The organism is Bradyrhizobium sp. R2.2-H, assembly GCF_004346455.1.
Lineage (GTDB): Bacteria > Pseudomonadota > Alphaproteobacteria > Rhizobiales > Xanthobacteraceae > Bradyrhizobium > Bradyrhizobium diversitatis.
Genome location: NZ_SMBR01000018.1, coordinates 15,145 through 34,715 on the forward strand (window position 1 = coordinate 15,145; position 19,571 = coordinate 34,715).

Genomic DNA, 19,571 nt, shown 5'->3' on the forward strand with positions numbered 1-19,571 from the left:
CACGGCCCGTCGGGCGACATCAGGGATCCGCGGCGCTGCCCCGCCAAATGCTGCGCTCGCCACCAATTATTCATTGGCTAACATTGCTGAAGGACCGACGACCTCGTGCCCGGTAGAATGATCGTTGTGGCGGGCCCCCTTCCTCCGCCGGTTCATGGCGCAGCTCTCATCACCAAGCGGGCGGCCGATACTCTGCGCGCTGCCGGATTTCAACTCGCGTTCGGCAACACCTCACCAGGCGATGCTCCCGATCGGTGGCGGCATCATTTCAATCGCGCACGCGCATACGTCCGATGCGGACGAACTGTCCTTCGCCACCCGGAGGCCTCGATACTCTACCTCTCTCTGTCCGGCGGCTATGGACTGCTCTATGACCTGCTGGTCGTCATCCTTGCGCGGTGGGCAGGGAAGACGATCGCGTTCCATCATCACAGCTTCGCCTACCTGACGAAGCGTAGCGCCATCTTGGCGTCCATTGTTCGCATGGCCGGCGCCAACCAGTTTCATATCGCGCTCTGTAGCAGGATGGCCACGACACTTTCGGAGCTGTATGGCAAGCATCTAAGGACGCTCGTCATTTCCAACCTGGCGTTTATCGATTTGCCCGCCGTCGAACTACGGAGCTGTGACCGGACATTCGGCTCGATTGGCTATCTATCGAACATCTCGCTCGAAAAAGGTATCGACCGCTTTCTCGACCTGATGGCTCGACTGCGAGAGAGCGGATCCGGCCTGACGGCACGAATCGCCGGTCCCTGCGCCGATCTCGAGATTGAGCACTACATCAAGCGCCGCGCGAACGAGATCGGTGGGATCGAGTATGTGGGGCCCGTATATGACGACGCCAAGGTCCACTTTCTCTCCTCGATCGACGTCCTGGTATTTCCGACGAGATACGTCAACGAGGCGCAGCCTGTGGTGATCTATGAGGCGCAGATGGCGGGTATCATCGTCGCTGCCTCCAACCGCGGATGCATCGCCAACATGGTGCCGGAAGAACTGCTGCTCGATCCGCGCGCGTCAGATCTCGACGGGATCGCGGAACAAATCCTCGCGTGGGAAAAGTCGGTCGCTGACTTTCAAACCGCCCTGAACGAGGCCGAGCGTAATCGCGCAGCGCTGCTCGTTCAGCGTGAAGATGACGCGAGAAAGTTCATTGACCTTTTCGAGGCCCCCGCGATCAGATGAGCAGGGCGCTCGGCGAGCTCATTTCTGAGACAGTGAATATCGAAACATCGACATCTTCATCGTTCCCAGAATCGTGTCGACGCGCTGATAGCCGTAGACGGTCGCATCCTTGCAGTGATCACTATGGTAGTAGCAGATCTTGACCCTGATCATTCGAGAGCAGTTGTTCTTGACGCTCACGATATGATCCATCAGCTCCCCGTTCTGGACGTGCCCCTTGGCAGCCGCCTCAACATTGAGGCAGGGACGATTGGCGCCGTCACGGATGACGGGCGATTCCGATGTGTCGGCGGCGCCCTGCATCGTGAATTTTGATTTCGTGCTTTGTGCGTGAGCCGACGGAACGTTCTGGATCAATGTCCAGGCCGGAGCCATGCAGATCAGCAGGACAAGCCGAAAGAGCGATCGAACCATTACCGCCACATCCTTTCAGGTAATTCGACTCCCGGCACAGTGGCCTTCACGCCGTCATATGCCAACCGCTTCGCAAAAGCTTCACGGGCGACCAGGCGAACGCCCCCGAGGCTCGCCAGCAATCTATCCCTTTGAGGCCAGCCGACTCCCGTCAGGTTGCGTGCCGCATCATCGATGAAGTCGCTTTCGACCATGCCAGCGAACTCGGCAACGACCTTTTGCTGCAGCTGCTCCCCAAGCAGTGGAAATATCGCCAGCGCCAACCTGTTGCGACGGAGCGCGATCCAGCCTTCGTATGGTCCAGCCGCGTATGACTGTTCAAGATAGCGAATATTTCCCGCGTCGAAACCGTCTCGCTCGTTCTTCACCCAATACAGCAACAGCCAAAGAAAAGCGTCGGCCGGATCGAGCATCAACGACGACTTCAGCTTGGTCTCCGCGGCCGACAATCTGCGCTCCAGGTCCTGGGAACCTTTACCCTGCAGGCCCTCCTCGGCCGAGCGAAACGCAATCAGCGCTCGGGCTCGTACCAGACTGGGGTAGGGAAGGCTCGATGGCGAGTCCGCGTCCATACGAACCGCGATCGACTCCACGATCCCCGGCTTGAGCTGTTCACCGACCAAAATATGCGTGGCGATGGAGCTGACCTGCAGATCGGTCCAGAACGATGGCAACACGACCAGTGACCAGGCTACTCCAGCGATACCCGTCAGAAGCAATACGCCCCTGCAACATTTCCGCCAGATCCCGCCCACGTTAATCGACGTAGCCGTAACGGGCATAGTTCTTCTTGTAATAGTAACGGCTGTGGTACGACTCGTAGCGAGCAAGGCGCTTCGTATCTGCCTTGTTGAGAACGACGCCAAGCAGCTTGTCTTGGATTTCCTGAGAACCACGCAGATTGTGCCTGACGACGTCCATCAGGGTCTTGCCCCACTCCACGACGAATATGTAGGAGTCAACGAAAGTCGACGTCACGCGCACGTCCACGACCGGCGCCATGGGCGGCATGTCGAGCACGATGTAATCGAACTTGTCCCTCAGCTCGCCAATCAGGCCATGCATCATCTTGGATGCCAATATCTCGTTGGTATGAAGAAGCTTGGAGGTCGTACCTGCAGCCAAAATCGAGAGCCCCGTCTGCGCATCAACCGTCAACGCTTGCTCCAGTTTAGCCTTATGCGCGAGGATCTCGACCAAACCAAACTCCGCGTCGGGCGTCAGCGCGCGAGAGAGCGAGGGATTGCGGAGATCGCAATCGATCAGGAGGACGCGCGCACCGCCATGGGCCATCAATTGCGCCAAGTTGGCAGACAGCGTGCTCTTGCCTTCATTCGGAAGAGTCGACGTAACCGCCAGCACGCGGTTCTCTCGAACGATCGAGTTCAGATCGACCGCCACCTTCGTCGAGCGCACCGCTTCGGAGAAGCGCGAGAGAGGATGATCAACGACATAACGCAACAATTTCGGCCTTGCGTCCTTGGTCGCAGCTGCGTTCACCGTCGGCAGCAGCGCTATACAACTCGCGCCGAGCACCTCCTCGACCTGCTGAGTCGTCCTGAACACCCGGTCCATCATTTCACGCACGATCGCCAGGACGAAGCTCAGCACCAAACCGCCAAAAAGAGCCACGCCCAGCACGATGAGAGTCTTTGGATAGCTCTTGACCAGCGGTGTCGTTGCTGCACTGATCACGCGCGCTTCACTGATGGGGAACGATTGCTGCTGGACCGATTCCATGTAGCGCTGCAGGAAATTGTCGTACATCGCCTGATACGACTGCGCATTGCTGTCGAGCTCGCGTAGCCGAACCTGCGCCTGATTGGTGAGCTGAGACTCCGAGACCACGGTGGCCAAACTAGCCTTGATGCTCTCCTCGCGCGTGACGGCGATATCATAGTCGCTCTTGTAAGACTCCTGAATGCGCTTGAGCTCGTCGATCATATTCCGCTTGATCTCGTCCATTTGGCGACGCAGGTTCACCGCGGCAAGATGATCGTGGCCATACTTGGCGGCCCAGATCGCTTCCTTGGCGGCCATGTCGACATACTGGCCTCGCAGCTTGACGATAGTCTCGTTCCGAAGAGCATCCGCCACTGCCGCGTCCGGTATTTCGCGCTTCAGAATATCGTTGATGCGGTCCAGCCGCGCCCTGGCCTCGGCCGTCGAGGCATGCGCCCCAACCAGCTGGCTATTCACTTCGGCGAGCTGTTGCTCGTTCATCAAGCGCCCGCCGGTATCGACAATGTTGTTGGCCGTCTTGAAATCGACAACCGCCTTCTGTGCCGCGGATGCCTGAGCGCGCAACTCCTTGATGCGATCCTGCAACCAGACGCTGGCGCGACGCGTCGATTGGTACTTGGCTTCCAGCTGGTCAACAATGTAGGCGTCAGCGATCGCATTGGCGATCTGCGCCGCTTTCGCTGGATCACGCGACGTGAAGCCGATCTCCATGACGTATGTGAGACCGAGACGCTTGATGGTACGATTGCTCTCAAAGCGTTGCAGGGCTTTGCGCTGCAATCTGAACTCGGAACCGGCACGGCCACTGGAAAACAGATCGGAAAAGAAATTGCCGATCGACCCGATCAAGCTTCCGCCGTTGCCGAGGAACTCCGGATCTTCCGTCAGGTGCAGATCACGAATGACCGCCAAGCTGATATTCTCGGACTTGAGAATTTCGACCTGCGTTTCCACCGACGCGGAGTCAGGGGCCACGTCACCGAGCATCGATTGCTGCTGGAACAATTGTACTTTGCGAGTGTCGATAACGATCGACGCCGTAGAGGTGAATTGCGGAGCTTCGGTAAAGAGATAGAGAAGCGCCAAGATCACAGAGGCGGATATGATCGCGACAATTGTTGGGAACTGATGCCGGATGACATCCAAATGCAAAGTCAGCGATTGAAACGGGGAGCCTTGAGTCTCGGCGAATTCGCGATTGATCTCTGAGGTGGACTTGTTCAGCTGCAACATCCGGTAATTCCTGAAATCAATCAATGCCCGTACTTGGGCCGACAAGCGCGCGGCGACGTGATTTCACGTGTCCGCAATCACGCCTAGTCATCGAAGCATGGACACACCACGTGCTTCACGGGCAGTATATCGTGCGAGTCATCGCGGAAGATCAAAGGCAGCGCGTGACACGCTGCCTTGGTTTATTTTCTCTAAGGGGATGCCGGCGCAAGAGGCCCGGACGTTATTGCGTCGGACTGACCGCAGGATAGGCGGTCGATGGAGTCACTGAACCCGTATAAGTCGTCACACTGTTCGGGTAGTGCAGGCCACCAAAGTTCTGGGCACCGGAGCCGCTGCCACCAAAGGCGAATCCGAAGCCGGTCGTCGGGCCCCCACCACCGGAGCCACCGCCCCCGGCACCGCCCGCCGCAGCGATTGCAACATCGCCGGTTGCGGCCTGATAGGCAGCAATCACGTCCGGATTGTTCGTTCCGGCGACGGCGGCCTGAATCTCATTGGCAAACGCCTGATCGGTCTGTGCAGCCATGCGGGCGACCTGGGCAAGTCCAGCGACGATCGCGCGCAACTGGTCCTTCGATGTCGCCGGGTTCTTCAACAGCTCGATCAGACCCGGCACTGTCGTCGGATCCGAAGCTCCCAGGTCGCGGACGCGCGAAATCAACTGCGGACCGCCGTCAGGATATTGCTGCAGAAGCGTCGCAGGAGAACCCTTGAAATCGGAGATGATCTGAGCCTGCAGTTGCCGGCTGGGCGGATAAACAGCCGCGCTGGCGGCGGAGGATATCGAGCTTGCGATCGCAATCACCACAGCGGCTCGAACCGTAAACCTGATAAGGTTCATAATTTCCTCAACAACTAGTTTGCCTTTATGGCCCGAACGAAACGATGGGAAAGTAGTCGAAAGAGGCAGTCCTGTCCACCAAATCTAAAGGAATAGTTAAGGCCCAAGCACCTGAAAAGAGGACTGTTTTGGCGATCCCGAAGTGCGAGCACGGATCGACAGCGCATTTGCCGCAGCCCCTTTCGGCTCGACGCCCCGCTCGCCGGAGTGAAAGGATTGCGCCAGGCCGACCCCGAAAAGCGCAAAGAAGGGGATGCTGTAACCCGGTATCTGCAACGTGAAATCGAGGCCGGAATGGAGCAATGCCAGCAGCGCAGTGCCGATCGCGGCCAGAGGAATCGAAGCGTTCCGCTTGCGGCTGAACACCCCGCGCGCAAGCACCGTGAGCATGACCGCCCAAGCGGCCGTCAGGAGGAGCGTCATCGGAATTCCGGCCTCCAAAGCGACCTCCAGAGGGGTCGAATGGGCTGCATTCCAGGTACCGCGCATGGAAATATTCGGGCTGCGGAAGGCTGGAAAGGCCGACTGGAAAGTCCCCATCCCAGTGCCGAACCAGGGGGTATCGGCGACGATGAGCAGCGAGGACTTCCACCCCTCAAGCCGGCCACTATCGGTCAGCCCCTGGCTATCGAAGCGGCCCACGACACGACCACCGAGCAATTCCAAGAGAACGAGAGCGACCAAGGCGGCGGCCGCCAAGGCCATCCAGACGCCGGTGCGCGGCCGAAGGTCCTTCCGGAGGAAGACGACAAAGACGAAGATCATGGAGAGGAGCGAAACAGCCACGCCCGCCCGCGAGCCAGTCATGAACATCGCCATGACGCAGATCAGGAGCGCGGCGAATTTCAGAGCTATCGAAGCCTGGGGAATCTTAGCCAGATCGCGGGAGAGATTGCTCCATCTGAAGCGTCCTCCGGGAAGGTGGCGGCGCACGTCCGTAAGAAGCAGAAGTATCCAGATGACCGCACATGAGCCGAAATAGGCCGCGGCGGTATTGCGGTTGATGAACGTGCCGGTGACGCTGCTGAGATAGGCGGTCTTGTCGCGCCACAGAATCATGGTCGGCTCGATGAGGAACGAGAGGACGCCATATGCAGCGTAGAAGCTGCCTGAGAGCGCGATCACCAGCATTACCTGGCGTGCACGCTTCGCGTCGGCGCCAATGACGAGCCCCACCAGAACAGCCAAGATGTTTGCAAGCGGCGCCCCCACAGCAAAGAAAGCTTCGTACCTGACAATCGAGGCCGATGGCGCAACGGCCGTATCGAACAGCGAGCCGAGCTGCTTCCAGATCGGATGATATGGCGCAATCCACGGGCCGTCAGACAGCTGTTCGTGCAGCGCGAAGCCGTAAGCAGCGACAACGATGAAGATGCCTGCGATGATCCAGAGATGGGGACGACGCAGGGCGTTCGCCGGCGCAAATATCAGGGCAATTCCCAGACAAGCGCACCAGAAGGCAATGGCCAGATTGTTGGTCGACCCAAACGGGAACGGCGCGCTCGCTACAACAAAGAACAGCACACAGCTGGATACGAGATCGGCCGACCAGCGAATGTTCATCGAAACACGGCCCATCGCTTTCGTCTGACGCCCCCCAGTGGAGAATACATTAGAGCGGATGATCCCGCAGGCGTCCAGCAAGTGCCGCACTCGGCAGAGACGGCGGTGGATGATCCATTCTGAACCGTACCCCGCCTACAGAGGTTAATTTCCGGCGTCAACTTCCGGGAGCACAGTAAAGAGGGAGAACGTTTTGCCGGCCCTGCTCCGCAATGCGTCCCGATCCTGGGGGCCTCGAGTTCGTTAACAGGACGGTTCGCCCCAAGCGCGGATATCATCCGATGAAGGGGCTGGACGGTCCCAATTTCAATCGTCTACGCTGGATTTCCGCAACGTGGTCCGGTAGTGCTTCGCCCGCACCGCATCTCCAGGCTTGCGAAAGCCCACGTCGCCAATTGCCGGCAGACTGTTTCCGGGAGAATTCCTGCTTCCGATCGAACGTTTCCACGAAGTTCTTATGTCAGACGACCAGCGTTGCTGGCCGTCGCTCTGCGAGGGTAAATTGAATATTGACGTCATCTTAGCGACACGCGGCAGACCGGCAGACGTTCAAGTTCTTCTAGACCAGCTTCGACTTCAAGAACGCGCGCCTGATAGCGTCATGCTCGTGGGCGCTGAACCCAAGGATTTGCCCGATGCTGCCGCCGTCCCGAATGATCCGAGCGTGCACCGACTGGTTTCTCCTCGGCCGGGACTGACGTCGCAGAGAAACCACGGCGTACAAACGGCCAAGAAGATAAGCACTCCCGAGGCCTGGCTTGCGAAGATCATTGTCTTCTTCGACGATGACTTCAGGCCCGCAGCCGATTGGCTGCAGAAATGCGAAGCGCTGTTTGCGGCAAGTCCACAGGTCCTCGCCGTTACGGGAGCGGTGATCATGGACGGGGCAAGAGGCAGCATCGCAATCACCGAGGATCAGGCTTCGGATGCGCTGGCGCTACCTCGGGCGAGCGATCAGACCGGATACAGCAAGTCGAAGGAGGGCCTGTACGGGTGCAATATGGCCTTCAGAGCGACAGTCTTCGACCAATGTGCATTCGACGAGAATCTGCCGCTCTATGGCTGGCTGGAGGATACGGATTTTTCCGGACAGATCAGGAGGTTCTCGGACATCTATCGAGCTTCAAACTTGACCGGTGTACATCTCGGGTCAAAGTCCGGACGGGTCAGCGGCTACAAATATGGTTACTCGCAGCTCGCCAATCCGCTCTACCTTGCACGCAAAGGAACAATTACCCTCGGAAAATGCGCATACTTTTGGACACGAGCGCTCGCGTCCAACGCGCTGCGCTCACTTCGCGAGCATCCGATGATCGATTATCGAGGCAGGCTAGCCGGAAACATGGCTGCAGTGGCGGATTTGATTGCCGGATCAATTCATCCAACCAACATCTTGTCCTTCCACCGCTAAAGCATGATCCGGAAAAGTGCGCAGCGGTTTTCCGAAAAGACCATACTTAAACAACAACCTAAAGCGCCATGACGATTCACCCTAATCACATCGCGCTTTAGAAACGAATTGCGCACGACGCTCATCACGCTCTGGACACGAGTACGAAAACCATGATTGACGAAAACCTCATTTACGATCTCGGCGCCCACAAGGGTGAAGACACCGGGTTCTATCTCAAAAAGGGATTCAAGGTCGTTGCCATCGAAGCTGTACCGGAATTCTGTAGCGCACTTGGCCAGCAGTTTTCCCAGCAGGTTGCCACAGGGCAACTGAAGATCCTCAACCTGGCCGTAGCCAGGACGCCGGGGAATATCGACTTCTACGTCAACACCGAGCACTCGGTCTGGGGAACGGCAAATCTCGAATGGGTCAAGCGAAACCAGATGCTGGGCGCAGCGAGCGTGCAAAAGATAACGGCTAAAGCCGAGCGGCTGGCCGATATCATGCGCGACCACGGCATTCCCAGATATTGCAAGATCGATATCGAAGGGAACGATTTCGACGCATTGTCCTCACTCGAGAACATTTCCGAACCCCCGCGATTTGTGTCGATCGAGTCCGAGAAGAAGAATTGGAATGATCTCGTAAGGGAGTTCGAACTGCTCAGGAGCCTGGGTTATTCCAAATACAAGATCGTGGATCAAAGCCTCGTCTCCCTGCAGGAGCCGCCTCAACCGGCGACCGAAGGCTGTTTCCAGCCGCACAGATTCGAACAAGGCAGCAGCGGACTGTTCGGCAACGAACTGCCCGGGCGGTGGATGGACATGTTCGAAGCGCTTGAGGTCTACAAGGGGATCTTCCGCGGCTATGCGCTGGCGGGAGACGCCGGCATCTTCCAGGGGCGAAAGAGCGTATTCCGCATGCTTGGCGGGATTCAGGCCGCGCTGGTGCGCGCGGCCGGGCGAAAGGATTACCGCTTCCCGGACTTTCCTCCAGCGGGTTGGTACGACACGCACGCAGCGCGATAGCGCGTCGGGAGCAGATCAGATCGGGAAGCGCCAGCTCATCGGCCGAGGCTGATTGCTCCTTGCCCGAACTAAAGAGGGCAATCGATCGAGTAGATCCTAAGATCCACATTCAGGCGGCTGTTCCGGGTCTGTGCCCGGTAGGCATAGAATGCCCCGAGGCTATCGGTCCCGGGGTCGAGTTTTATTCCGGGGGTTAATTCGTCGGGCGGGACCAGAAGGCCGATGTGCCGGTTGAGGGCGGAGATCTCGATCCGCCCCTCGCCGTCCGCAAAATGCCCGCTGAGCTGGGTCACGGTGACCTTGGGCAGCCCGCGGCGCTGATGGCAGACATCCTCCTCCCAGAGCTTGGTCAGTTGCACCAGCGGTTTGCCGGCGCCATCGGGAACGACGATATCGGGAAAAGACGGGCGCAACATTCCGAAGAACTTGCTCTCCTTGGAGTTCGCCGAGAGACGAACGGTCAAGGACAGCTCGCCCTTGGCCCCCCTCAGGCGCGACAGGATCGGAGCATCGGGCTCGGCGGAGACCAGCACGTCGATCCGATGGCGGACGCCCAGCTCCGCGGCAGCCCCGAGAGCCTTTCCGATCGGTGCAAGCCCGAAGGCGAGAGGAACGAGCGCCAGAAGACGCCAGAATGCTCGAAACCGCATGAAGCCCCTTGCAACACTCCGGGGTGGACCGACGACCGGCACGCCGCGTTCAATGGCGCCTTGATCCAAATCCCGAACTGGTAGCCCCGGCAGAACCGCTTCGATTGCTAAACGAAAATGGCACCGGGACAAAGGCCCGGTGCCATCGGACTTGGTCGATCAAGTTGGCGTCTTACGGCGCCAGCTTGATGTTGTTGCGGAAGATCAGGGCATCGTTGGAGAGGTTCACGGCATCGCTGCCGGTCGCCATGATCACACGCAGATAGGTCAGGAACTTGGCAACTTCGACGTTGCGCGAGTTCGAGACGTAGATGATGTCCTGGTTCTTCATCATGACCTTGGTGGCGAGGAAGAAGCCGCCCGGATCGCGGAAGTTCACGTTGAAGATGACCGGGATCGTCTCTGACGTGTACTTGCTCACGTCGATGCCGAGCTGGGCAGCGACCTCGCGCGGCTCGCGGCGATAGAGATACACCGCAGCCGGATCGGCCTGGCCATCCAGCAGACCGCCGGCCTTGCCGACCGCTTCGCCGAGGTTGATGCGCCAGGCATCGAAGTTGAACTCGCCGCTCTGGCCGCTGGCACCGAACGCCAGGAACTTCTGCTGTTCGCGATAGACGTAGATGCTGTCGTCGGGACGAACATAGACGTTGTTCTCGGGTGCCATCACGAGATTTTCGAACGGCACGGTCGCCCGCTTGCCGCCGCGTTCCAGCATGACCCAGGTCTCGAAGCCCTGGCCCTTGATGCCGCCGGCGCGGGTGATCGCGTCGAGCACGCGATCTTTCGCACCCGCCGCGCTCGCCGGATAACGCGCCGGCGAATTGACTTCGCCGAGCACGCTGATGAGCTGGGTGCGCTGCGAAGACATCGCAACGACCGCCTGCGGCTCGATGGCGCGGTTGCCGATCTTCTCGATGATCGAGCGCTGGATCTGGACCGCTGTAAGGCCCGCGGCTTTGACCTGGCCGGCATAGGGCACGGTGATGAAGCCGTCATTGTCCACCGCCTGGTCCGGGATGGTCACGAAGTTACCCGGACGGACGCCGGCTTCCGCCGGGATGAACAGACCGCCCGCGGCGGCTTCGAAGATGGTGACGCTGACGACGTCGCCGATGCCGAACACGATGCTGGCGGGCGGACGGCGATCGGTGAACACGCCGGCGAGCCCCTTGGGCTCATGGGTGTGCAGGATCTTCACGGTCGCCGGATTGAGCGGCACCAGCTCGTAGGCCGGCGCGTTCTCGGTCTGGATCTTGTTGTTGACGTCGTCCGTCAGTGGGCCCGAGCCGGGATTGGTCGAACAGGCCCCGAGCGCTAAAGCGACCGCCAGAAACGCAGGCTTCAAAACATAGGTCTTGGCAATAGATGACATGAATGGCGCCCGAGAGTCCCCAATTGACGTAAGGTGGTACGGCCTCAGGGGTGGGTGCGACAAGCGTTCCGGGCGGTTAACAGAGCGATCCGTCGGCCAGTGTTGCCTGCGAGCCACTCTTGGAGGCTTGGTTTAACCCTTTGTGACTATTTGTTGTATTTCGTGTGCCCGGCGGGCGGGCAAAATGCGCAAGTTGAGGCCTCAGCATGTCGGGCGGAGGCCTCGCCGCCCTTCGCCAAAGCTGGGTCCATTCAGGATAGGACTCCCCCGTGTCTGGCCTCCTTCTGATCCCGCTGTTGGCAGGTTCCCTCCTTGGCGCCGCTGGTCGCCCCTGGAGCCCTGCCGCCCCCTGCCCCGGCAGCCCAGAATCGTCGTGCCACGAAGCGCCACTTGTTGTGGTCGCCCAACCGGCCCCCTCCTCCGTCTGGAAATTAACCCGGACCCAGGGGGCCAAGGACGGCGAGAGCTTCGCCGCCATCATGAAGACCGCGGATACGGCGCAGTCGGATCCGGACTTTGCCGGCCTGATCGTCCGCTGTGCGCCACAGGGCAAGATCGACGTGATGGTGGCCTTGATCCGGCCCTTCCCGCCACGGAGCCGCCCGAAGGTCACGATCGCTGCGACCGGCGGCGGCACCTTGACCTTCGACGCCCGCATGGCGGCCGCAGGCGCTACCGTGCTGCTACCGGACGAGGTCTCTGCCTTTGCCGCCGGCAAGTGGCAGACAGCGGCCTCGCTGTCCGTGGCGGTCAGCGAAGGCGACAGCGAGATCAGGGGCGTAGTAGCGCTGAACGGGCTGCGGGAGGCCTATCATTCGCTGCTGGCAAGTTGCAGCCAATAGGCCAAATTTAGCCATACAACTTAAGGGTCTTTTTAGGGAGGGAAACCTAGTGTCCGGACCACGGAGAGTGTTTCGGATGACCGCGTTTTTGATTTTCAGCTTTCTCGTCGGTGCCGTGCTGGGGCAGCGCTTTCGCGTCCTGGTGCTGGTGCCGCTGACCTTCGTCATGTTGCTCGCCGCCGTCCCGGTCGGCTTGATGATCGGTCTCACGGTGATCGAGAGCCTGAAAGGCATGGTGTTCGCAGCCATTGCTCTGCAGGGTGGCTATCTCTTCGGGTCAGGGGCCCGCTTTGGCCTTGCTGCCGCGCGTACCGGGCGCGTATTCGCCCGCCCGGTCAAGTCTGCGCGCTGATGACGCCGGGCTGAGGCTGCCACCAGCCTTCGCAGGGCGCGCGAAAGCCAGGCGGGTTGCCGGCAAAGACCTCTGCTTGAAAACCCACCGCTCGCTTGTATGGTGACCTGACCGTTTCAGGATTCCCTTCGAGCGCCGTTTGTCCTTCGCTTATTTTACCCTCATCGTTTCCATCGTTTCCGCTTCCGCTCTCGAAATCGCCGGCGTCAAGTTCGGGACACAGCTCGCGACGATGGCCGCAGCACTGAGCTTGCTGGCGGCCGCCTCGAGCACGCGCAAGGCCGGCTACGATCACTATGTTCGCGCGACCTCATGGGGCCGGTGGATCCTGATCGCCATTCCGCTGTGTATCGCCGGCCAACTGGTCCCTCTTCCGCTCAGCTCGGCGCATCCGATCTGGGCGAGCGCTCACGATGTCCTCGGCGGTCTGCCGCTCGGGCCGATCACAGCCGACATCGGCTTGACCCTGAACGCGCTGCTGCTGGCACTTGCGGCGATCTCGTTGCTCGGTGTCACCGTCGTAGTCGTGCGCAACCGCAGCCGTGCCCAGCTGATCCTCTTTGTGCTGAGCGGCGTAGCCGCGGTTGCGGCCTTGATTCTCGACTTGCATCGGCTGTTGCCGGCGTTTGCTGCAGACGTACCGCATGACCTCACAACGACCTTGGCCGGCCTTGGCCTCATGCTCAATCTGGCGGTCATTCAGCTCGCCGCTGAACGGGCCGAAACGCATCACTCGGTGCTGCGCTCGGCCGCGATCGGCCTTTGCGGCCTGGTCGGAGCTTTGGTCAGCGCCGCCGCGATCTTTGGGTTTTCCGGAACGAACAGCGCAATCGCAGCGGCTTTTGGCGTTGTGCTGATGCTGCTGATCCTCGTCATCCGCAGATTGGACCTGTCACCATTGGCCGCGAGCGCATTGTCGGTGGCAGCCCTGGTCGGCGCCGCGATCGTGCTCTCCTTCCTGTTCGAGCAGAGCTCCGGACCGGTCCTGATGCGGCTCGTCCCGGAGATGGGAGCCGAGACCAAGGCCGCCCTCGAGCGCATGTTGGCCGACACTCGCTGGTTCGGCGCTGGTGCCGGGACCTTTGCTGCGGTGGGCAGGATCTATCAGAGCGATGCCGGAGCTGTCTTGAACGCGCCCTCGGCGGCCACGGCCGTCTTTGCGGGGATGGGATGGATTGGGTTGGCTGCCATGATAGCAGTGAGCCTGATCGCTTTGGTCCGCCTGGTCTTCGGCGCTCTGCAGCGCGGACGCGACTCGTTCTTTCCCGCGGCAGCCGCGGCCTGTGTTCTGTTTGCGCTCGTCCAGAGCTTTGCAGGTCCCGGATTGCTGCGCCCGGCAGCAATCCTGTGTCTCTCGGTGATCGTGGGGCTGGGGCTGTCGCAGAGCGTCAGCCAATCCGGATCACGATAGAGGCGCAGTCCGTCAGACCGCGCGATCGCCCAGCGAGGCCCAGTAGTTCGGGTTCTTGGGCGACTGAATGCGGACCCAGCGATAGGGCTTCTTCGACCAGGGCATGATATGGCCGGAGAGATTGTCCAGCACGAGATCGCCTGAGAAGGTCCGCACCACGACCACGAGATGATGCTCGCCCCAGGAGGTCACGACCTCGCTGAGCAGCACCGAACGCGCCGGGAAGCCCTTGGCGATCAGATCGTGGCGTTTTGTCACGGCGTAGTCGTTGCAGTCGCCGCTCGCGGGATGCAGCAGCCACTTTTCGCCGCGCAGCCCTTCCAGGTTGGGTTCGGAACGGATCGCGCTGTTGACCCGCTGGTTGACCTCTTGCATCTGCGCCAGGCGTTGGGCCGTGAGCTTCAGGCGTCCGCCGCGGAAGACGATCTGTTGCGGCCGCGGTTTGCACTCGTCCTTGTACTTCAGGCAAAAGATGGTGAACGCCATCGGCGCCAGCGTCGGCCGGTCGAACTTGATGTACTGGATGGCACCGCGCAGCCCCATGGGCGCGCCGACGAACGCGGCGTCCGCATTCTGCTGCACCCCCGCAACAACGACGATTGCGGCCACGGCCGCCAGGAATTTCACGACTTTGCGCATGTTGCGCTCCCCGTTCTTGTTGAGGGGACGCTACGTGAGACGCCTTGAAATACGGCTCAAACGCCGCGCGACCCTTTAATCAAAATGCGGGCTAAGCGGTCGGAAATAATTAAGAATACCGAAGTGTGACTTTTCTGCTAAGAGCGGTCGCGATGATCCGCTCGTGACGCCAGAAGCGATTCGACCGACCTGATGGGTTTTTCCAGCCATTTTCGAAAGAGGACCAAGCCTCGGCTTCCCGACGGCGTTCGCGTCTATGCGATCGGCGACGTGCACGGCCGTGCCGATTTGCTTCAATCGCTGTTAACCGTGATCGACGTCGATCTTGCCCGCTCGGCCCCCGAACGCGCCATTCAGGTCTTTCTCGGTGACTATGTCGATCGCGGCCCGGACTCACGCGCCGTTCTTGATCTTTTGATCGAACGCTCGAAATCGCACGAGACGGTTTGTCTGAAGGGCAACCACGAGGTCTTCCTGCTCGAGGTTCTCAAGAACCCGGCCCGCCTGCAGGAGTGGCGCCACTATGGCGGCCTTCTGACGCTGGTCTCCTACGGCATCACGCCGACCATGAATCCGTCCGCGGAGCAGCAGGTCGAACTGATCGAGGGACTGAAACGTGCGCTGCCGCCGGAGCACTTGGCCTTCCTCCAGCAATTGCCTTCCTCCTTTACCTGCGGCGACTTCTTTTTCGTCCATGCCGGCGTCAAGCCGGGCGTCGCGCTCGATCGCCAGAAGGATGCGGATCTGCTCTGGATACGCGAGGAATTCCTGACCTCCGAGGAGCGCTTCGGCAAATATGTCGTTCACGGTCATACGCCGGTCAGCGCGCCCGATATCCGCCCGAACCGCATCAACATCGACACCGGAGCCTACGCGACCGGAAACTTGACGCTGCTGACCATCCAGGGCGATAGTTTGCTGGCAATTTAAAGGGCTCTGGCCAGACCTCGGTCCCGTCGTCGGGCCCGCCCGCACAGGCCTCGTCAATTCCTCCATGAACCGCATGATCCTGCTTCGCGTCGTCGGCATCTGCACCGCAATCGTGCTGGCGCTTCACGCCGGCATGGCGTTCTACGGCGATCTGACAAGGTCGAACTTTCGCGCCGGCGATTTGTTCTCGGGCAAGCTTCCGCCCGACAAGGCGAAGCTGGCAGCCGCCGCAGGCTTGGCCGCGTTTTCATGGGATGGCGATCTGCTTGCGAACTACGCGGCGGCGATGGCCGCTGACGTTCTTCAAGGTCCGTCGACCGCGGCGGGCGGTAGGGCCAGCGAGAACGAGGCAGCCCAGGCCGCCGTCTTGGCTGCCTTGAAAATCTCACCGATCCGGCCCGCGCTGTGGCTCACGCTCGGCATGCTACAGGCCCAATCCGGCGAAGCGGTCACGCCGGCGGTGAAGATGTCCTACTTGACCGGATCGGTGCCGATCGACGTTGCCTTCTCTCGCGTCCGGACCGTGACGTCGAGCGCGGCGGCGACCGATGAGGAGATCAAGCTCCTGGCGCAATCCGACATCCGGTCGGCGCTGGCCAGTCGCTCGCGTTACGAGCCTCTGCTGATCGCGGCCTATGTGCAGGCAACACCGCAAGGCAAATCGCTGCTGCTGGAGACGACGAAGATCACCGATCCCAAATTCAACGAGATCTTGCGGCGGTACTGAGCCCGCGCCGGCCTTGTGGCTATCGCGCCCGGGGCTGCAGCGAATTCCTCAGCGTACCGATTTCGGATTGACGGGCACAAAGTCCTCATCGCGGCGCGGCTGATCGGATCGCCCCTTGTAGACGAACATGCCCTTCTTGGTCGTGACGATGTCGCCTCGCTGCAGGCTTTCATCGTTGAGCAGGCTCTCAGTCGCGACGAGGTCCGGATCTACCGGAATGGGCTTGGAGAGCTCGGGATGCTCCCGCCGCTCGCGCAAGACGTCCTTGGCGCGGCGCCGTGCGTCCTCGATCCGCTGGCGCCATTCGTCGCGCGTGACTTCCGGCTCGCTGGATGGAAGATAGTCGTTGAGCGAGGGCACCAGTTCGGTCTGAGCGAGACCCAAGGCCGGACAGGCGAGACCAAGGCCGAGTATACCGGCGATGGTTGCGACCGTCCGCGACAGCTTCCCAAACCGCTTTTCACAGTGGCCACGTCGACCCGTTCGCACGCTGGTGCCTCCCTGACAGAACGACAAGGACGACCATCGGCCAATGTCCTCGTCTTCCATTCCTCAGCCTACACCTTTGCCGATGGCAGGAAAGCCAGTTCGCGGGCGAGCTTCCCTGGGGGCCTTCCCGCAAAAAATCGAAAAACAACCCCATGCACAGTAGCCGGAGCCAGTCGAATCAAGGAGTTACAGTTTTCCGAAAAGAAATTGACCTGTCGGGCAAAACAGGGGCAGAATGGCATGTCCGGAGAGAGGCCAACCGGATGATCGAAGGACCTGAGATCCGCGTCACGGGATCGGCCCAAGGGCAGACGGCTCTGCTCTAAGACCTCATTAGGTCATTGCTGCTAACTTTCGGCATCCGCCCCGTGGAGTTGCTGAGAATGCGCGCAAGTCCGGTATTGCTGGCAGGTGTCGTCGTTGCGGCTTCGGTCATATCTGGCCCCGCGCCGCACGCCAGCCCCCTCTGCATCAAGGAACGGACGCCGTTCGCCTTATCGCAGGATACGGTGAGGTGGACGATGTCGATCGAACCCGGAGCCGACTGCATCCAAGGGCTACGTTGGTCGTACATGCAGATCTTCAACGTCTCGGTCGTGAGCGGACCATCGCGAGGGCAATTGGCGGTGGTCGGGTCCGGCTTCCGCTATTCGGCCGAAAGCACGGCGCGCGGTGCCGACAGGTTCACGCTGCTGATCTCGGGCAAAAACCGGCACGACCCCGGCACCTCTACCCTGGAGGTCGAGGTCAACCCACAATAGTTTGTCTCACAGCGCCGCCGAAGCGGCTAATAGCGGCTCGACCCGCTCCCGCGGGTCCTGTTCCCGTGATAGGGCCGGGCGCGTCCGCCGCTCGTGACCGGCGGCTCGATCCGGCTCGGAATATTCCGAGTCGCGTTGGGAGGTGCGGGCTGCGAGGGGTTGACGATGATCACGTTGCGATTGGGCGTCGAGGGGTCATTGACGCCCTGGGCCCAAGCGCTGGCAGGGACGGCAAACGCGAATATGATCAAAACCAATCGTTTCATGCGATATCTCCCGATCAAGAACGCCAGGGAGGCGGGCACCGTTCCTTCACGGCTGCTTGACCGTTCGTTGCGTGACCTCACCTGGGCACGGCAACCAGCTTGCCATCCCTCCAAACGCCTTGGGCGGCCCTTCCGGCAGGAAGGCTCCCCGTCACGTTCCGGATTGCGGTCGGCCGGGACGCAGCTTGGGTGGTCTGCGCTTTTTTCGTCGGGGTCGTGATGATGCTGGAACTGGTGGTGTTGGCCGATCCTTGGTCCCTTGCGCAGAAGCGGACTGAACCAGGAAGGCCAAAAACATGGTTGCTGTCAAAACGCCGCGCATGGTCAAACACCGGAATGAGGAGCCGGGCGAAATGTCACAGGTTTCTGCCCAAAAGCAAGCGCTTCGAGACGATCGCGCAGGACCTTTGCAGGGCGGCCATAGAGCGCTCACCCCGGCCGAGGGGAGCCGGGGTGAAAAGCCTAGCGAAACAGCAATATCCGGGCTAGTTGATCGGCCTTGATGACCGAGACCGGCGACACAGCAGCCAACGCCTCGAAGGCGCAAGAGATTAAGGCCGGACTCGTCCGCCTGCTATCGGGGCGGATTCGCGAGATCTCCGACGACCCGCAGCAGATGCGGGATATCGTCTACGAGTTGGCTCGCGTCAAGCTTCTGGAACAATTCACCCCCGCCAGTGCGTGGGAAGCACGAGAGCTCCAGCAGGTCCTCGAACGCGCCATTCGGGAGGTCGAACGGTCCTTCGAGCGAGACGAAACTTCCTCATCAGCAAAGGCGAGTGCCACCGTCGCGTCGAATTCTCCGCAAGTCGACGCCCCTCCTGACGCGCGGGTTACTCCCCCGCCCATTCCAACGTCGTCTGCTTTGGCTTTCCCGACCCCTTTTATGGCTGCGGAAACGGCACGTCGTCCTGTCGCATCGCCGAGGTCGCCCGATCATCCCAAGCAGCGGGGGGCCTTCAATTCTCCCATTCGATTGACCGCCATCCTCCTGCTCATTGCGGGCGCCGGGACCGCGATCGTCTCTTGGCCACGGCTGAGGACACAACTGACCGCATTGTCGCAGGTCGCGCCGCCGTCCGAGCGGGCGAAGACTTCGGAGCCTCAACCGACCACGAGTCCCTCGCTGGGCGAGACCTTGGAACGAACGCCGGAGAACCCAAAGGAGCCGGCGCCGATTGCGCACCCCTCGATGCCTTTGCCGACCACGTTCGGCGTCTACGCCTTGAGCGAGGGCCAACTCCATGAGCTCAAGCCGGTGCCCGGAAAGATTCCGGACCGGCGCGTCGCGATCTCGGCAGCCATCAACGCGCCGAGCGTGACCACGTTGCCGGACGGTGACGTCAAATTCATCGTGTTCAGGCCGGACGGGGGTGTCGATGCAGGTGGGACCGAGGTTCGGGTGATCGCAAAAGTCTCCCGGTCGATGGCAGTCGATGCCACCGGCAAAGCGGCCATGGTCAGCGCCGGCGATTCCTGGGTCATCCGCAGCATGTCCTACCCTTACAAGGTAGGTCCGATCGACGACCAGTCGAGAATGCTATTGCTGCAACCGGAGCAGGACGGTTTTGCGCTCGCGCCCGGGCGTTACATCGTCGTGGTCAAGGGTATGGGCTACGACTTCACGGTGGCCGGAACGATCACCGATCCCAACCAATGCGTCGAACGCATCAACGCGGCGAACGGCGCGTTCTACTCGCCCTGTCCGCCGCCACGACGCTAA

20 protein-coding genes are annotated in these 19,571 nt (G+C 60.7%); 10 read left to right on the forward strand and 10 right to left on the reverse strand.

The features are described 5' to 3' along the window. The first annotated feature begins 117 nt into the window (after positions 1 to 117). Positions 118 to 1,188, forward strand: a complete 1,071-nt coding sequence (locus tag EDE08_RS33215) for a glycosyltransferase family 4 protein (protein ID WP_131873779.1) — start codon at positions 118 to 120, stop codon at positions 1,186 to 1,188. A gap of 18 nt (positions 1,189 to 1,206) precedes the next feature. Here the strand turns inward: EDE08_RS33215 and EDE08_RS33220 are convergent, their stop codons facing one another. The 5 genes from EDE08_RS33220 to EDE08_RS33240 all read right to left on the reverse strand — a co-directional run bounded on the left by EDE08_RS33220 (position 1,207) and on the right by EDE08_RS33240 (position 6,985). Then, entirely contained in the window at positions 1,207 to 1,611 is a 405-nt protein-coding gene (locus tag EDE08_RS33220) for a hypothetical protein (protein ID WP_131873777.1), read from the reverse strand. Continuing rightward, positions 1,602 to 2,321 (reverse strand): hypothetical protein, encoded by a 720-nt coding sequence (locus EDE08_RS33225; protein ID WP_131873775.1) that lies wholly within the window; start codon positions 2,319 to 2,321, stop codon positions 1,602 to 1,604. Before EDE08_RS33225 ends, EDE08_RS33220 begins: the two co-directional genes overlap by 10 nt. A 37-nt stretch (positions 2,322 to 2,358) precedes the next feature. Next, positions 2,359 to 4,578, reverse strand: coding sequence for a polysaccharide biosynthesis tyrosine autokinase (locus tag EDE08_RS33230; RefSeq protein ID WP_131873773.1), 2,220 nt, complete (start codon positions 4,576 to 4,578; stop codon positions 2,359 to 2,361). Between the two features lie 223 nt (positions 4,579 to 4,801). Then, positions 4,802 to 5,422 carry a hypothetical protein gene (locus EDE08_RS33235; protein ID WP_061878785.1) on the reverse strand — a complete coding sequence of 207 codons (621 nt, stop codon included), beginning with the start codon at positions 5,420 to 5,422 and terminating at the stop codon, positions 4,802 to 4,804. A gap of 96 nt (positions 5,423 to 5,518) precedes the next feature. After that, on the reverse strand, positions 5,519 to 6,985 hold the full coding sequence (locus tag EDE08_RS33240; RefSeq protein ID WP_131873771.1) for an O-antigen ligase family protein: 1,467 nt from the start codon (positions 6,983 to 6,985) through the stop codon (positions 5,519 to 5,521). A gap of 457 nt (positions 6,986 to 7,442) precedes the next feature. Here EDE08_RS33240 and EDE08_RS33245 point away from each other — a divergent pair, with 457 nt between their 5' ends. Together EDE08_RS33245 and EDE08_RS33250 are read left to right on the forward strand one after the other, a co-directional pair. Continuing rightward, the gene (locus EDE08_RS33245; protein ID WP_131873769.1) at positions 7,443 to 8,396 is read left to right on the forward strand and encodes a glycosyltransferase family 2 protein; all 954 of its coding nucleotides are present in this window, start codon (positions 7,443 to 7,445) and stop codon (positions 8,394 to 8,396) included. Between the two features lie 152 nt (positions 8,397 to 8,548). Next, positions 8,549 to 9,406 (forward strand): FkbM family methyltransferase, encoded by an 858-nt coding sequence (locus EDE08_RS33250; protein ID WP_131873767.1) that lies wholly within the window; start codon positions 8,549 to 8,551, stop codon positions 9,404 to 9,406. A 68-nt stretch (positions 9,407 to 9,474) separates the two neighbouring features. Here EDE08_RS33250 and EDE08_RS33255 read toward each other — a convergent pair whose 3' ends face one another. After that, on the reverse strand, positions 9,475 to 10,125 hold the full coding sequence (locus EDE08_RS33255) for a hypothetical protein (RefSeq protein ID WP_245524966.1): 651 nt from the start codon (positions 10,123 to 10,125) through the stop codon (positions 9,475 to 9,477). A gap of 103 nt (positions 10,126 to 10,228) precedes the next feature. Further along, positions 10,229 to 11,431 carry a polysaccharide biosynthesis/export family protein gene (locus EDE08_RS33260; RefSeq protein ID WP_061878780.1) on the reverse strand — a complete coding sequence of 401 codons (1,203 nt, stop codon included), beginning with the start codon at positions 11,429 to 11,431 and terminating at the stop codon, positions 10,229 to 10,231. Positions 11,432 to 11,910: 479 nt separating this feature from the next. Between EDE08_RS33260 and EDE08_RS33265 the strand changes: the two genes are divergently transcribed. The 3 genes from EDE08_RS33265 (at position 11,911) to EDE08_RS33275 (ending at position 14,036) form a co-directional block, all read left to right on the forward strand. Then, positions 11,911 to 12,273: a hypothetical protein gene (locus tag EDE08_RS33265; protein ID WP_245311998.1), complete on the forward strand. Its 363-nt coding sequence runs from the start codon at positions 11,911 to 11,913 to the stop codon at positions 12,271 to 12,273. A gap of 76 nt (positions 12,274 to 12,349) precedes the next feature. Next, positions 12,350 to 12,625: a hypothetical protein gene (locus EDE08_RS33270; protein ID WP_061878779.1), complete on the forward strand. Its 276-nt coding sequence runs from the start codon at positions 12,350 to 12,352 to the stop codon at positions 12,623 to 12,625. A gap of 460 nt (positions 12,626 to 13,085) precedes the next feature. After that, positions 13,086 to 14,036, forward strand: a complete 951-nt coding sequence (locus EDE08_RS33275; protein ID WP_245524967.1) for a hypothetical protein — start codon at positions 13,086 to 13,088, stop codon at positions 14,034 to 14,036. A 12-nt stretch (positions 14,037 to 14,048) separates the two neighbouring features. On the opposite strand, the gene EDE08_RS33280 is transcribed toward EDE08_RS33275, so the two are convergent. Next, positions 14,049 to 14,675, reverse strand: a complete 627-nt coding sequence (locus EDE08_RS33280; RefSeq protein WP_131873763.1) for a transglutaminase-like cysteine peptidase — start codon at positions 14,673 to 14,675, stop codon at positions 14,049 to 14,051. Positions 14,676 to 14,867: 192 nt separating this feature from the next. Here EDE08_RS33280 and EDE08_RS33285 point away from each other — a divergent pair, with 192 nt between their 5' ends. Together EDE08_RS33285 and EDE08_RS33290 are read left to right on the forward strand one after the other, a co-directional pair. After that, the gene (locus tag EDE08_RS33285) at positions 14,868 to 15,605 is read left to right on the forward strand and encodes a metallophosphoesterase family protein (protein ID WP_131873761.1); all 738 of its coding nucleotides are present in this window, start codon (positions 14,868 to 14,870) and stop codon (positions 15,603 to 15,605) included. A gap of 64 nt (positions 15,606 to 15,669) precedes the next feature. Beyond that, positions 15,670 to 16,332 (forward strand): hypothetical protein, encoded by a 663-nt coding sequence (locus tag EDE08_RS33290; protein WP_131873759.1) that lies wholly within the window; start codon positions 15,670 to 15,672, stop codon positions 16,330 to 16,332. 48 nt (positions 16,333 to 16,380) lie between these two features. Here the strand turns inward: EDE08_RS33290 and EDE08_RS33295 are convergent, their stop codons facing one another. Then, complete coding sequence (locus EDE08_RS33295) at positions 16,381 to 16,821, reverse strand: hypothetical protein (RefSeq protein ID WP_245524968.1); 441 nt, start codon at positions 16,819 to 16,821, stop codon at positions 16,381 to 16,383. 521 nt (positions 16,822 to 17,342) lie between these two features. Here EDE08_RS33295 and EDE08_RS39290 point away from each other — a divergent pair. Further along, positions 17,343 to 17,582, forward strand: a complete 240-nt coding sequence (locus tag EDE08_RS39290) for a hypothetical protein (protein WP_197967443.1) — start codon at positions 17,343 to 17,345, stop codon at positions 17,580 to 17,582. Positions 17,583 to 17,608: 26 nt separating this feature from the next. On the opposite strand, the gene EDE08_RS33305 is transcribed toward EDE08_RS39290, so the two are convergent. Then, a complete protein-coding gene (locus EDE08_RS33305) occupies positions 17,609 to 17,848 on the reverse strand; it encodes a hypothetical protein (RefSeq protein ID WP_131873756.1) in 240 nt (79 codons plus the stop codon). Between the two features lie 502 nt (positions 17,849 to 18,350). Between EDE08_RS33305 and EDE08_RS33315 the strand changes: the two genes are divergently transcribed. Beyond that, positions 18,351 to 19,571, forward strand: coding sequence for a hypothetical protein (locus EDE08_RS33315; protein WP_131873754.1), 1,221 nt, complete (start codon positions 18,351 to 18,353; stop codon positions 19,569 to 19,571).

Coding starts and splice junctions, on each gene's coding strand:
- EDE08_RS33305 (WP_131873756.1), bottom strand. CDS start 17,848: ATGAAACGATTGGTTTTGATCATATTCGCGTTTGCCGTCCCTGCCAGC.
- EDE08_RS33250 (WP_131873767.1), top strand. CDS start 8,549: ATGATTGACGAAAACCTCATTTACGATCTCGGCGCCCACAAGGGTGAA.
- EDE08_RS33285 (WP_131873761.1), top strand. CDS start 14,868: ATGGGTTTTTCCAGCCATTTTCGAAAGAGGACCAAGCCTCGGCTTCCC.
- EDE08_RS33235 (WP_061878785.1), bottom strand. CDS start 5,422: ATGAACCTTATCAGGTTTACGGTTCGAGCCGCTGTGGTGATTGCGATC.
- EDE08_RS33230 (WP_131873773.1), bottom strand. CDS start 4,578: ATGTTGCAGCTGAACAAGTCCACCTCAGAGATCAATCGCGAATTCGCC.
- EDE08_RS33280 (WP_131873763.1), bottom strand. CDS start 14,675: ATGCGCAAAGTCGTGAAATTCCTGGCGGCCGTGGCCGCAATCGTCGTT.
- EDE08_RS33215 (WP_131873779.1), top strand. CDS start 118: ATGATCGTTGTGGCGGGCCCCCTTCCTCCGCCGGTTCATGGCGCAGCT.
- EDE08_RS33290 (WP_131873759.1), top strand. CDS start 15,670: ATGAACCGCATGATCCTGCTTCGCGTCGTCGGCATCTGCACCGCAATC.
- EDE08_RS33315 (WP_131873754.1), top strand. CDS start 18,351: ATGACCGAGACCGGCGACACAGCAGCCAACGCCTCGAAGGCGCAAGAG.
- EDE08_RS33270 (WP_061878779.1), top strand. CDS start 12,350: ATGACCGCGTTTTTGATTTTCAGCTTTCTCGTCGGTGCCGTGCTGGGG.
- EDE08_RS39290 (WP_197967443.1), top strand. CDS start 17,343: ATGTCGATCGAACCCGGAGCCGACTGCATCCAAGGGCTACGTTGGTCG.
- EDE08_RS33240 (WP_131873771.1), bottom strand. CDS start 6,985: ATGAACATTCGCTGGTCGGCCGATCTCGTATCCAGCTGTGTGCTGTTC.
- EDE08_RS33260 (WP_061878780.1), bottom strand. CDS start 11,431: ATGTCATCTATTGCCAAGACCTATGTTTTGAAGCCTGCGTTTCTGGCG.
- EDE08_RS33265 (WP_245311998.1), top strand. CDS start 11,911: ATGAAGACCGCGGATACGGCGCAGTCGGATCCGGACTTTGCCGGCCTG.
- EDE08_RS33245 (WP_131873769.1), top strand. CDS start 7,443: ATGTCAGACGACCAGCGTTGCTGGCCGTCGCTCTGCGAGGGTAAATTG.